Origin of the sequence: Pseudomonas sp. BP11-1-1, assembly GCF_052112105.1 — a bacterium.
Taxonomy (GTDB): domain Bacteria; phylum Pseudomonadota; class Gammaproteobacteria; order Pseudomonadales; family Pseudomonadaceae; genus Aquipseudomonas; species Aquipseudomonas alvandae.
Window position 1 is genome coordinate 224,268 of record NZ_JAUTYU010000002.1, and the last position, 12,062, is coordinate 236,329.

Sequence of the window (12,062 nt, forward strand, 5' to 3'; positions counted from 1 at the left end):
TCTATAGCATCCGCTCCAATCCGATCGTCGTGGCGAACCAGGCATTGAACCGGCGCCACCAACTGCCCGGCTCACGGTCCAGGTCGTGCAGCTTGCCATTGTCTTCGGTGGTCCATATCAGCTTTCCGGCATCATCGAGGCGGGCCTGATAGCTCAGGGTTGGCGCCATGCCCTGCAATGCCAGCTCGCGCACCTGGCCGGCAAGTTCCGGGCTGTCTACCAGGACGCCGACTTCGGTATTCCATAGCACTGAGCGCGGGTCGAAATTGAACGAGCCGATGAACGATTTCTGCTGGTCGAAGATGATCGCCTTGCTGTGCAGGCTGGAGTCCGATTCGCCGTAGGACTTGCTGTAGAACAGGTGCGGGCTGCCGCCGGTGTCGCCCGGTTGTCGACGCAGCTCGAACAGGCGCACGCCGTGCTGCAACAGGGCGTTGCGATACGGCGCATAGCCGCCATGTACGGCGGGCACGTCGGTGGCTTCCAGGGAATTGGTCAGCAGGCTCACCGACACGCCGGCATCGGCGCGGCTGGTCAGGTACACCAGGCCTGGCTGGCCGGGCACGAAATAGGCGGAGATCATGATCAGTTCTTTGCTGACGCCGGCCAGCTCCGGGCCCAGTTGGGTGGTCAGCAACAATTGCGGGTCCGGCTCGTCTTTCGCCAGGACTTTACTCGGCGCGTCCCACAATGCCTGGTTCCAGGCCCAGGTCAGTTGGCTGCGCCAGGTGTCCAGGCGCGGTTGGGTCTTGTAGGCAGTCAACTGTTGGTACAGCGCGTGGTTTTCCTTGTGCGTCTGCTCCAGGGACTCCTGCAGGCGTAATCGGCTGTTGGCCAAGTCCTTGGCGGTAGGCCGATGGGACATGAATTGCTCGATGGGCTTGCTCAGCGCGCTGTTCCAGTACTGATCGAAGCTGTGCCCCAATTGTTCAGCCACCGGACCGACGCCGAGCAGGTCGATGTCGGTGAAGTTGAGGTTGGGTTCGGCATCGAAGTACTCATCCCCCAGGTTGCGACCTCCGACAATCGCCATGCTGTTGTCCGCCAGCCACAACTTGTTGTGCATCCTGCGATGCTGCAATGACAGGTCGAACAGGCGTCCAAGGCTGCGGGTCACGCCGGTCGCTCGGCCAAGATGCAAAGGGTTGAACAGGCGGATCTGGATGTTTGGGTGCGCGGCGAGCGTCGCGATGATCTGATCCTGGCCGTCACTGGTGGTGTCATCCAGCAGGATGCGCACGCGCACGCCCCGGTCGGCGGCCTTGAGCAATTCATCCACGAGCATTCGCGTGCTGATGCCGTCGTGGACGATGTAGTACTGCAAGTCCAGGCTGCTTTGGGCGTTGCGGATCAATTCGGCACGGGCGGTGAAGGCCTCGGTGCTGTCCGACAACAGGCGAAAACCCGAGCGACCCTCATGAGGCGCGGCTTGCGCCTGGACCGAGCGACCAAATGCCGAACTCGCCGCTGGCAATGCCTGGCTGGGCTCGCGAGTAATGTCCAGGCTCGTACAGCCGCAGAGAAGCGCAGCAAGCAGCAGAGCGAAAGGCAGGGCCAGATGTGGTCTCAAATCAAGTCGTCCCGGATCGTTGCGAGGAAGTATGGCATGGCTTTGTGATTCATCCTGTTTGCGGGATACGACGCCTCAGGCTGTGGGAACCCGCTTCAGAAGTTGGAAAAGCCACAAGCCATGTTGAAAAAGCCAGATCCTTGCAAGGTCTTTTCCTACATAAAAATCCTACCTGATGAGCAACGATACGCAGGCATTGGCAGGGGGTGGTTGGTTCTCTTTCCCCGATGCCATTGCATGGCTGTATCCCTTTCTCTTTTGCAGGTACGTGACTATGAAAAAACGACTCTTGGCCACCTGCTTGGCCGTTGCCTCTACACCCTTGATCGCCCAGGCGGCCAGTGTTGATTTGAACGTGACAGGCCGAGTTATCCCGACATCCTGCATTCCGGCATTTGCCGGCGGTAGCGATGTCAATCTAGGTCGGATTTTCTCTTCGGCCCTGGCTCCCGACAGGCAGAACGATCTTCCCCCGCGGGATATCAGTCTGCAAATCACCTGTAGCGCCCCGGCATCCGTGGAGATCGCCGTCACCGATAATCGCGGTGCATCCAAGGTGCCCGGTCTGGCTTTCAATGGTCGTTCGGGCGACGAACTGTATTACGGCCTGGGCAGCACCCAAGGGGTTGGAATCGGTGGTTTCGGTCTGTTGAGTGGCTTGCCGCGGACTGACGGCGTTCCGCAGATTCTGCTGGCGCGAACGCTGGCCAATCCGAGCTGGAGTGTTCCGACCAATGGTTTGATTACCAATTCGCCGACGACTTACTCCTGGGGTTCAAGCTCGGCATCCGGCCCTGCTCCTGCTCGTCTTCACACGTTGCCGATGAAAGTCGCCGCGGCCATCCGTGCCACTTCCGAGTTGCCGCCGACTACGGATGAGTTCGATCTTGATGGTTCGGTCACGTTCGATGTGTTTTACCTCTGACGCCTGAAGTGACGGAGCGTCGTGAGCGTTTGAAAGGCCTGCAGTGACCTGAAGGTCTGCGCTCCGGCGGGTTGGTTTGCTGCCGACGGGACATGCCAGGCATGTCTCGGTCGGTGCTTCTGGAGATTTCCATGTTTTTGCGAAATTGCTTACCGGTATTGAACACGGTGGCGGCGTTGTGCCTGCCATTTATAGCCTCCGGCGCCCAGGCCGCTGGAATGGTCCCGGAAACGCCGGTAGTGATTGTCGACCAGGGCAAGGGTGAGGCGACTCTGAATATCAAGAACACCGATGAACGACCGGCGCTGCTTTACAGCTCTGTCTTGGATGTTCCAGAAGACTCGGAGCCGTTGCTTCTGGTCAATCCGCCCGTGGCTCGGGTCGAACCCGGGCAGAGCCAGCAGGTGCGTTTTATCCTGCACAGTCGCGCTCCTTTGCAGACGGAGCGCCTCAAACGCGTGGTGTTCGAGGGTATCAAGGCGCGTCCAGCGGCGGGTGGCGCACAGATTTCCATGGGCGTGCGTCAGAACATTCCGGTCATTATTCGTCCGGCGCACCTGGCGATTGAGCGAATGCCTTGGACGCGACTGGTCTGGAGCGCCAAGACCGGGCAGGTCAGCGTGAGCAATCCCAGCCCCTACGTCGTGAGGCTGGCAAGATCAGTGAGTTTGATTCCAGGCGGTACGACACTTGATCTGGGGCGTACCTATATTTTGCCCGGGGAAACGTTGACGTTCACCACCCCCTCGAGCCTGGGCACCCATGTGCGGTTGTTTCCAGCCACCACTTACGGGTTCGCGGCTGCCAGTCATGACGCTCGCTTGAGCCTGCAATAATGCGCCCGGGTGTCCTTTGGCGGCTCGTCGGCAGCCTGGTCTTGATGTCGACTGCCCGGGCCGAAGCCTCGGCACAAGCATCCGCTGAATTTGACCGCTCGGTGCTGCGGGCGCGGGGAGTCGACCCGGATGTTGCCGAATATTTTCGCCGCGCCGCACGCTTTGCTGCTGGACGCCATCGTGTCGCCTTGAGCGTCAATGGCATTCCATCCGGGCAGGTCATGGCAATGTTCGATGGCGAAGGGCAGTTGTGCCTCGATGCGAACCTGCTTGAGCGCGCGGGGATTGCCGCGTCGCTTAATGCGTATCCCGGCGATGACGATCCGCAGTGCGTGTCTGTTGACCAAGGGTTGGCCGGCGCTCAGGTGCGGCTTGATCCAGGGCAAAACCTTGTGCATCTGGTGGTCCCCGCAGACTGGCTCTTGAGGCCCACCGAGAGCCGTGGAAGCTGGGATTCGGGTGGGATGGCCGGCGTATTGAACTACGACGCGCTAGTCATTGCCGGCTCCGCCGCCGGCCAGTCCAGCGCCTATCGCAGCGTTGGCACCGAACTGGGCTTCAACGCGGGAGACTGGGTGGTCCGCAGTCGTCAGAACTACACGTCATTCCAGGGAGTAACGCGTTTCGAGACGTTGTACACCCAGGCATCCAAGACGTGGGAGCGCTTCGATGCGCATATTCAACTGGGCCAGTTGAATATGCGTTCGCCGTTGTTTTCCACAGGACCTTTCACGGGTGTGCAAATCTTTCCTGAAAATGCGCTTTCGGCGGGTGCGGATGGACTGGGGGGCGGGTCGCTGGTCCACGGGCTGGCCTATTCGACGGCCAGGGTCGAGGTCCGCCAGAGCGCAATAGTAATCTACACCACGTTGGTGCCCGCGGGGCCGTTCACACTGCGCGATTTACCGTTGATCAGTGACCGGGTGGACTTGGAAGTCAGCGTGTTTGAAGAGAACGGCGAACGTCGCGACTTTCATGTGCCCGCCGCGGATGTGCGTCCGGTAAGGCTCGGGGCTGTGTCCAGTTATGGGCTGGCGGCAGGCAAGATCAGGCAGTTCCCTGGGAGCGAGCGTGACACGCCGGCTTTCTTTGCTGCCAGCCGGGACTGGCGATGGGGACCGCAGACCCAGACAAGCGCAGGGTGGATGGGGGCCGAAGGTTACCAGTCCATGGGCTGGGGGATCTCACAGGCATTGACCCGAACGACAATACTGGGCCTGCAGCAACTCGGTTCACGCACGGCGCAAGGCACCCGTGGCCAAGAAATGCAGGCTACGCTCAACACCGTGGCGGGCGCTGGGCTAACCGTCGGACTGACGGCCGGCCAGCGCAGTTCCGGGTTTCGATATCTGTCCGAGGCGAGTCTCGACCCTGCCGTTGGTGATCCGCTTGCCCGGGCGACCCATCACTGGAGTCTATCGCTGAGGCGGGCGGATTCGTCGTGGGGAGCAGTCAGCGGATCGCTGACTCGCTACAAAGGCGCGGGCGGGAACGGCAATTCGCGCATCAGTACGGCATGGTCACGGGCATTCGACTGGGCGACGTTTTCGTTGAGTGTCGAGCATGACCGGGCTGAACAGGCAGGCCGGACCGGTGTGTTCGCCAATATTGGCGTGCCCTTGGGACGCAATCGAAGGCTGAGCATTTCTACTCGCCATGATGACTCTAGAGGATTGCGTACGGGCGCGCGCTATACCGAGCAGGTCAGTGACAGCCTGGGTTACAGCATCGGTGCCGATCGTTCCGCCGCTGGCCGGAACGACCTCAATGCCAGGCTTAACGCCTTGCCCCGTTACACCAGCGCCGAACTGGGATATGCCCAGACCAGCGCGGGAGCGCGCCATTATGACTTGGCGTTGCGCGGCGGGCTGGCTTTGCATGAGGAGGGCGTTACGCCTTCGCCGTATCCGCTGCGCGACACGTTTGGCCTGCTCAAGGTCGGCGACTCTGCGGGAATCAAGATTGGCACTTCCCAGGGGCCCGTCTGGACCGACGGCGCGGGGCGTGCAGTGGCGGCCGCGTTGCCGGCCTACCAGGCGAGCCGCATTGAAATCGACACGGTGAGCTTGCCGGGCAACGTCGAGGTACCTAACGGTTTCCAAGAAGTACGCGCCGCGCGTGGCGCGGTGCCGCGGCTCGACTTCCAGGCCGGCATGGTTCGCCGTCTGATGCTGTACGTGCGCAACGAAGAAGGGACGCCCGTGGCGAAAGGCTTGGGCGTCTATGACCATGAAGGGCAGTACCTGACGACGGTAGTCGACGCTGGCCTGGTCTACCTGGAGGATGCCCCCGACGTGGTTCGGCTCAACGTGACACGTGCCGATGAGCGAATCTGCCGTCTGGAATTCGATACCCGCCAATTACCCGCTTCAACCGAACCCTATGACCGTCTTGAGGTGGTTTGCCAGGAAGGCTGAGCCCAGCGGTGCCTTGGATGTTGGCACGCAACGCTCAGGAGCCATCGGGCATGTCCGCCAGCAGTCGGCTGGCTGCTGTGCCGACCTTGCGCACGGCGTCTTCGATCTGCGCCGTGGGCTTGGCCGCGTAGTTCATGCGCAGGCAGTTGCGGTATTTGCCTGACGCCGAAAAGATGCTGCCGACGGCGATCTGTACACCTTGGTCATGCAGCACGCGATTGAGCTTCAGCGTGTCGAAACCCTCGGGCAGCTCGACCCAGAGCATGAAGCTGCCACGGGGGCGGCTGGCGCGGGTGCCTTGGGGAAAGTACCGGCTCACCCAATCCATCATTACGTCGCGATTGCGCTGGTATTGCGTGCGCATGCGGCGAAGATGGGGTTCGAAGTGCCCGTTCTTGAGGAACTCCGCGATGGCGATCTGAGGCTGCGGCGCGGTAGAACCGGTGCTGATGTACTTCATGTGCAGCGCGCGCTCAAGGTACCGACCGGGCGCAATCCAGCCGACCCGCAGGCCTGGCGCCAACGTCTTGGAAAAAGAACTGCAGAGCAGGACGCGGCCATCTTCATCGAAGGATTTGATCGTACGTGGTCGCGGGTAGGTGTCGGCCAATTCCCCGTACACATCGTCCTCGATAATGGCCACGTCGAAACGCTGGGCCAAGGTCAGCAAGGCGCGCTTATTGGCCTCCGGCATGATGTAGCCCAGCGGGTTGTTGCAGCTGGGCGTCAACTGTATGGCCTTGATTGGCCATTGTTCCAATGCCAGCTCCAGTGCCTCCAGGCTGATTCCCGTGAGCGGGTCGGTGGGAATCTCGAGGGCTTTCATGCCCAGGCCCTTCAGCGTCTGCATGGCGCCGTGAAAGCTGGGTGAATCCACTGCGACAATATCGCCCTGTTCGCAGGTCGCGCGAATGCTGACCGACAGCGCTTCGTGACAGCCGGTGGTGACGATCAGGTCGTTGGCTGTCAGTTGGCAGCCGGAATCCAGGGATAGCCGGGCGATCTGTTCGCGCAACTGGAGGTTGCCGTAGATGTTGTCGTAATACAGACCGGGCATGTCTTGTCGCCGGCTGATCTGCGCCAGGCTGCGCAGCAACGGTTTCATGGTGGGTGAATGGATATCCGGCATGCCACGGCCCAGCTGTACCACATCCTTGCGAGGTATTGCGCGTATCAGTTCCAGCACTTGGTCCCACTGGGAAATATCCACCGGGCGCTGGGCTGGACGGCCGATTGCCGGCAGGTCCGGCAGCTCACGGCTGACCGGGACGAAATAACCTGATTTGGGTTTCGGCGTGGCCAGCCCGTTGTCTTCCAGCACGCGGTAGGCCTGCTGGACGGTGCTCAGGCTGACGCCATGTTCCGTACTCAAGGCTCGCACCGAGGGCAGCCGGTCGCCGGGGCGGTAGAAGCCTTGTTCGATGCGGGTCCCGAGCAACTCGGCGAGATTCACGTAGAGCGTCATGGCGTAGTCCTGATCAGGTGAAAGCAGCGACCGATACAGATGAGCTGAAAAACTTCAATTCAGCCGTGAAAATAGCCTATCTGTATGCATGTAAAAGATATTGGTTGGATCTGTATCGTTTTTTGCCGTCCGCGCATCATGAAACCTCTGGCTACCCAAGTAAACAGGAGCGATCAAAATGAACGGCTTGAGCGATGTGCGGCTGACGTTACACAGTCAGGAACTGGCGGCGGGGCAGGAGAAGGGGCTGCGTAGCGGGGATTTGCGCAATGCTCCAGCCGACCTGAGTCGCTGGGGCCTGTTCTGGCATCGTTTGCATACACGCAAAGCCTTGCTGGACCTGTCGACCGAACAGTTGCGTGACATCGGGCTAAGTCGGGAGCAGGCACGGGCGGAAGGCCTGAAGCCGTTCTGGCGGCTTTGAATCGCACAGGGCCTAGTGGCGAGGGGATTTATCCCCGCTGGGGTGCGAAGCGGCCCTAAAACCTGACACCGTGAAGTGTCAGGGAGATTGCCTTGGGTCTGCTTCGCAGCCCAGCGGGGATAAATCCCCTCGCCACACTGATAGGCGCCTGGTTCCATTGGTTAGTATTCAATGGTTAGACCAACTCTTTCAACCGATGCCACAACATCCCCAGCGCCAGCAATGGCGAGCGCAAATGCTTGCCGCCCGGGAAGGTCATGTGCGGTACCCGGGCAAACAGGTCGAAACCGCCGTCCTGCTGTCCGCTGATCGCCTCAGCCAACAGTTTGCCCGCCAGGTGTGTGGCGTTCACGCCATGACCGGAATAGGCCTGGGCGTAATACACGTTCGGCTGGTCTTTCAGCCTGCCAATCTGCGGCAGGCGATTGGCGCCGATGCCAATCATCCCGCCCCACTGATAATCGATTTTCACGTCCGCCAGTTGCGGGAACACCTTGAGCATTTTCGGACGCATATAAGCGCCAATGTCCTGCGGATCACGCCCCGAATAATGACAAGCGCCGCCGAACAACAAGCGCCGATCTGCCGAAAGTCGGTAGTAATCCAATGCCACTCGTTGGTCACAGACGGCCATATTCTGCGGCAACAGGGCTTGAGCCTGGGCTTCGCTCAGTGGTTCGGTGGCGATGATGTAGCTGCCGGCGGGCAATACTTTTCCACTCAATTCCTGGTTCAGGCCGTTGAGATAGGCGTTGCAGCCCAGCACCAGGGTATTGGCGCGGACCGAACCTTGAGAGGTGTGGATTTTCACCTGCGGCCCATAGTCAATGCGGGTAACAGCCGATCCCTCGAACAGTCGGACCCCCAGTTGTTGCGCAGCGGCCGCTTCGCCCAGCGCCAGGTTGAGCGGATGCAGATGCCCCGAGCCCATGTCGATCAGGCCACCAACGTAGCGGTCCGAGCCCACCACGCTGTGCATCTCATCGGCCTGCAGCAGCCGGGTCTCGTAGCGATAGCCCAGGCTGCGGAGCTCTTCGCCGTCTTCGGCAAAGCCCTCGAGGTCGCCGGGTTTGTTGGCGAGGTCGCAATAACCCCAGGTCAGGTCGCAAGCAATCTGAAAACGCTCGACCCGCTGTCGGACGATTTCCACCGCCTCGAGCCCCATCAGTTTCATCTGACGGACGCCCTCGGTGCCGACGACAGGAGCGAACTGATCGAGACCGTGGCCAACGCCGCGAATCAGCTGGCCGCCGTTGCGTCCGCTGGCGCCCCAGCCGATTTTGTGTGCTTCAAGCAGGACCACGCTCATCCCGCGCTCGGCCAGTTCGATGGCTGTGTTCAACCCGGAGAACCCGCCGCCCACCACGCAGACGTCCGCTACCAACTCGCCTTGCAACGCCGGATGGTCCGGCTGCGGCAGGCTGCTGGCGGCGTAATAAGAGGCGGCGTGCGCGTGGCTGGGGACAGGTTGCTGAACACGGGCGTTCATGTGCGTAATCCTGATTTTTGTGTTTGAGAAATTTTACGGAGCATAAGCCGTGCTTTCCCCGGTCGGCAACACTGGTCGGCTGGTGCTGTCTGGCCTGCGGTTTTTAAGGCAGAATCCGGGGCTGTCCCGATCCGGTAATCGCCTCGATGAGCTGCAACAGTCAAAAAATCCGCACGTTGCGTCAGCAGATCCCGACGTTTGAGTGCGTTCCGGGCTGCCACGACTGCTGCGGTCCGGTGACCACCTCGCCCGAGGAAATGGCCCGCCTGCCGCGCAAGACCCGCGCCGAGCAGGACGCGGCGATGGAAGCGCTCGATTGCGTACACCTGGGGCCGAACGGTTGCACCGTATATGACGAGCGGCCGCTGATCTGCCGGCTGTTCGGCACCACGGCGACCTTGCCGTGCCCCAATGGCCGGCGGCCGGTGGAGTTGATCCATCCGCGCGTCGAGAAGCAGATCCATGAGTACATGGCCAGCACTCGGCAGGTGTTGGTCTAATCGCCCGGGCACCGAGTCGCCGCCTTCGCGAGCAAGCTCGCTCCCACAAGGGATCTCCGTTGTTCGCAAGAAAGCGTTCGCCACCTACCTGTGTGGGAGCGAGCTTGCTCGCGATAGCGGCCTGGAGCCAGACTCAATCCGGAATCGGCAGGTTCAGGCTCTCTTTCACCTCTTCCATCACGATGTAGCTCTTGGACTCGCGCACATGGGGCAGCTTGAGCAGGATGTCGCCCAGTAGCTTGCGGTACGAGGCCATCTCGGAGATCCGTGCCTTCACCAGATAGTCGAAGTCCCCCGACACGAGGTGACATTCGAGCACATGAGGCAATTTCAGCACCGCGCGTCGGAACTCTTCGAAGGTGTCGCCGGATTTGTAGTCCAGGCTGATCTCGACGAACACCAGCAGGCTACCCTTCAGGTGTTGCGGATTGAGCCGGGCGTTGTAGCCCATGATGATGCCTTCGCGCTCCAGCCGTCGCACCCGCTCCGTGCACGGCGTGGTGGAGAGGCCGACCTTTTCGCCCAGTTCGGTGAAGGAAATTCGCCCGTCCGCCTGAAGGATGCGCAGGATGTTGCGGTCGATCTTGTCCAGCTCGCGTTTGGTCTGAGTGTTGGTCCGCACAGGTGATGCGCCTCCGTGAAAAGGGTTCTTGCCGAGAATTCTCGCCAAATATAGGCATTTATATAGTGAAAAGCACTGGCTGATCTTTTTTACACTGCGCGCATCTAAGGTTTGTACAACAAACGTCAGCGGTTATCCGCGATGAGGGTTTCAACATGCGCGTTCTGGTCTTGGGTAGCGGCGTCATCGGTACCGTCAGTGCTTATTATCTGGCGCGTGCCGGGTTTGAAGTGGTGGTGGTCGACCGTCAGCCGGCGCCTGCCATGGAAACCAGTTTCGCCAATGCCGGCCAGGTATCGCCGGGTTACGCCTCGCCGTGGGCCGCGCCGGGCGTGCCGCTCAAGGCCATCAAATGGCTGCTTCAGCGTCACGCACCGCTGGCGATCAAGGCCACCGCCGACATCGACCAATACTTGTGGATGGCGCAGATGTTGCGCAATTGCACCGCGAGCCGCTATGCCATCAACAAGGAGCGCATGGTCCGGCTTTCCGAGTACAGCCGTGACTGCCTCGATGAGCTGCGCGCCGAAACCGGCATCGCCTACGAAGGCCGCAGCCTCGGCACTACCCAACTGTTCCGCACCCAGGCCCAGCTTGATGGTGCGGCCAAGGACATCGCTGTTCTGAAGGAATCCGGCGTACCGTTCGAAGTCCTCGATCGCGAAGGCATCGCCCGCGTCGAACCGGCCCTGGCGAATGTCACCGATATCCTTGCCGGTGCCCTGCGCCTGCCAAATGACCAGACCGGCGATTGCCAGATGTTCACCACTCGCCTGGCGGAAATGGCCGTGAAGCTCGGCGTGCAATTTCGTTTCGACCAGAACATCGAGCGCCTGGATTTCGCCGGCGACCGAATCAATGGCGTGTGGATCGATGGCAAGCTGGAAACCGCCGACCGTTATGTCCTGGCGCTTGGCAGCTACTCGCCGCAACTGCTCAAGCCGCTGGGTATCCGTGCGCCGGTGTATCCGCTCAAGGGTTACTCCCTGACCGTGCCGATCACCAACCCGGCGATGGCACCGACTTCAACCATCCTCGACGAAACCTACAAGGTCGCGATCACCCGGTTCGACAACCGTATCCGCGTTGGCGGCATGGCGGAAATCGCCGGTTTTGACCTCTCGCTTAACCCGCGCCGGCGCGAAACCCTGGAGATGATCGTCAACGACCTTTATCCTCAGGGCGGCGATTTGGCCCAGGCCAGTTTCTGGACCGGCCTGCGCCCGACCACTCCGGACGGCACGCCGATCGTTGGGGCGACGCCGTTCAAGAACCTGTTCCTGAACACCGGCCACGGCACCCTCGGTTGGACCATGGCCTGTGGTTCCGGTCGCCTTCTCGCGGACCTGATGGCAAAGAAAAAGCCACAGATCAGCGCCGAAGGCCTCGATATTTCCCGTTATGGCAGCAAACCCCAGGAGTCCGCGAAACATGGCAATCCAGCGCCAGCTCACCAATGACCGCATGAGTCAGGTTGTCGTGCACAACGGCACCGTTTACCTGGCAGGGCAGGTCGGCGACGACATGAGTGCCGGTATCGAACAGCAGACGCGCGAGACACTGGCCAATATCGAGCGACTGCTCGACCTGGCCGGGACCGACAAGAGCCGCCTGCTGTCGGTGACGATTTACCTGAAGGACATCGACGCGCACTTCGCCGGCATGAACGCGGTGTGGGACAAATGGCTGCCCAAGGGCGTCGCCCCGGCCCGCGCCACGGTAGAGGCCAAATTGTGCGAGCCGCAGATCCTGGTGGAGCTGTCCGTCGTCGCGGCGCTGCCCTGATCACTGTCAAGACTCTCCCTCTCCCGGCG

General features: G+C 61.0%; 11 protein-coding genes. 7 read left to right on the forward strand and 4 right to left on the reverse strand.

The features are described from left to right. Nucleotide 1: 1 nt before the first annotated feature. A complete protein-coding gene (locus Q7C33_RS04575; RefSeq protein ID WP_217860626.1) occupies nt 2–1,570 on the reverse strand; it encodes a phospholipase D family protein in 1,569 nt (522 codons plus the stop codon). A gap of 175 nt (nt 1,571–1,745) precedes the next feature. Between Q7C33_RS04575 and Q7C33_RS04580 the strand changes: the two genes are divergently transcribed. The 3 genes from Q7C33_RS04580 to Q7C33_RS04590 all read left to right on the forward strand — a co-directional run bounded on the left by Q7C33_RS04580 (nt 1,746) and on the right by Q7C33_RS04590 (nt 5,748). Next, nucleotides 1,746–2,495, forward strand: a complete 750-nt coding sequence (locus Q7C33_RS04580) for a DUF1120 domain-containing protein (RefSeq protein WP_334598520.1) — start codon at nt 1,746–1,748, stop codon at nt 2,493–2,495. 131 nt (nt 2,496–2,626) lie between these two features. Further along, nucleotides 2,627–3,331, forward strand: a complete 705-nt coding sequence (locus Q7C33_RS04585; RefSeq protein ID WP_033864412.1) for a fimbria/pilus chaperone family protein — start codon at nt 2,627–2,629, stop codon at nt 3,329–3,331. Further along, a complete protein-coding gene (locus Q7C33_RS04590) occupies nt 3,331–5,748 on the forward strand; it encodes a fimbria/pilus outer membrane usher protein (RefSeq protein WP_407682914.1) in 2,418 nt (805 codons plus the stop codon). The genes Q7C33_RS04585 and Q7C33_RS04590 overlap by 1 nt, the downstream gene beginning before the upstream one ends. Before the next feature lie 34 nt (nt 5,749–5,782). Here the strand turns inward: Q7C33_RS04590 and Q7C33_RS04595 are convergent, their stop codons facing one another. Further along, on the reverse strand, nt 5,783–7,213 hold the full coding sequence (locus tag Q7C33_RS04595) for an aminotransferase-like domain-containing protein (protein WP_407682915.1): 1,431 nt from the start codon (nt 7,211–7,213) through the stop codon (nt 5,783–5,785). Nucleotides 7,214–7,391: 178 nt separating this feature from the next. Here Q7C33_RS04595 and Q7C33_RS04600 point away from each other — a divergent pair, with 178 nt between their 5' ends. Next, entirely contained in the window at nt 7,392–7,637 is a 246-nt protein-coding gene (locus Q7C33_RS04600) for a DUF1127 domain-containing protein (protein ID WP_030138202.1), read from the forward strand. Nucleotides 7,638–7,812: 175 nt separating this feature from the next. Here the strand turns inward: Q7C33_RS04600 and Q7C33_RS04605 are convergent, their stop codons facing one another. Continuing rightward, a complete protein-coding gene (locus Q7C33_RS04605; protein ID WP_407682916.1) occupies nt 7,813–9,126 on the reverse strand; it encodes an NAD(P)/FAD-dependent oxidoreductase in 1,314 nt (437 codons plus the stop codon). A gap of 146 nt (nt 9,127–9,272) precedes the next feature. Between Q7C33_RS04605 and Q7C33_RS04610 the strand changes: the two genes are divergently transcribed. Further along, nucleotides 9,273–9,626 (forward strand): YkgJ family cysteine cluster protein, encoded by a 354-nt coding sequence (locus tag Q7C33_RS04610; RefSeq protein ID WP_030138200.1) that lies wholly within the window; start codon nt 9,273–9,275, stop codon nt 9,624–9,626. Between the two features lie 133 nt (nt 9,627–9,759). Here the strand turns inward: Q7C33_RS04610 and Q7C33_RS04615 are convergent, their stop codons facing one another. Then, entirely contained in the window at nt 9,760–10,248 is a 489-nt protein-coding gene (locus Q7C33_RS04615; protein WP_003206849.1) for an Lrp/AsnC ligand binding domain-containing protein, read from the reverse strand. Nucleotides 10,249–10,403: 155 nt separating this feature from the next. Between Q7C33_RS04615 and dadA the strand changes: the two genes are divergently transcribed. Both dadA and Q7C33_RS04625 read left to right on the forward strand, forming a co-directional pair. Continuing rightward, a complete protein-coding gene (dadA, locus tag Q7C33_RS04620) occupies nt 10,404–11,708 on the forward strand; it encodes a D-amino acid dehydrogenase (RefSeq protein WP_030138199.1) in 1,305 nt (434 codons plus the stop codon). Continuing rightward, on the forward strand, nt 11,680–12,033 hold the full coding sequence (locus Q7C33_RS04625) for a RidA family protein (protein WP_258648520.1): 354 nt from the start codon (nt 11,680–11,682) through the stop codon (nt 12,031–12,033). The genes dadA and Q7C33_RS04625 overlap by 29 nt, the downstream gene beginning before the upstream one ends. Nucleotides 12,034–12,062 lie beyond the last annotated feature (29 nt).

Coding starts and splice junctions, on each gene's coding strand:
- Q7C33_RS04605 (WP_407682916.1), bottom strand. CDS start 9,126: ATGAACGCCCGTGTTCAGCAACCTGTCCCCAGCCACGCGCACGCCGCC.
- Q7C33_RS04585 (WP_033864412.1), top strand. CDS start 2,627: ATGTTTTTGCGAAATTGCTTACCGGTATTGAACACGGTGGCGGCGTTG.
- Q7C33_RS04600 (WP_030138202.1), top strand. CDS start 7,392: ATGAACGGCTTGAGCGATGTGCGGCTGACGTTACACAGTCAGGAACTG.
- Q7C33_RS04580 (WP_334598520.1), top strand. CDS start 1,746: ATGAGCAACGATACGCAGGCATTGGCAGGGGGTGGTTGGTTCTCTTTC.
- Q7C33_RS04595 (WP_407682915.1), bottom strand. CDS start 7,213: ATGACGCTCTACGTGAATCTCGCCGAGTTGCTCGGGACCCGCATCGAA.
- dadA (WP_030138199.1), top strand. CDS start 10,404: ATGCGCGTTCTGGTCTTGGGTAGCGGCGTCATCGGTACCGTCAGTGCT.
- Q7C33_RS04590 (WP_407682914.1), top strand. CDS start 3,331: ATGCGCCCGGGTGTCCTTTGGCGGCTCGTCGGCAGCCTGGTCTTGATG.
- Q7C33_RS04625 (WP_258648520.1), top strand. CDS start 11,680: ATGGCAATCCAGCGCCAGCTCACCAATGACCGCATGAGTCAGGTTGTC.
- Q7C33_RS04610 (WP_030138200.1), top strand. CDS start 9,273: ATGAGCTGCAACAGTCAAAAAATCCGCACGTTGCGTCAGCAGATCCCG.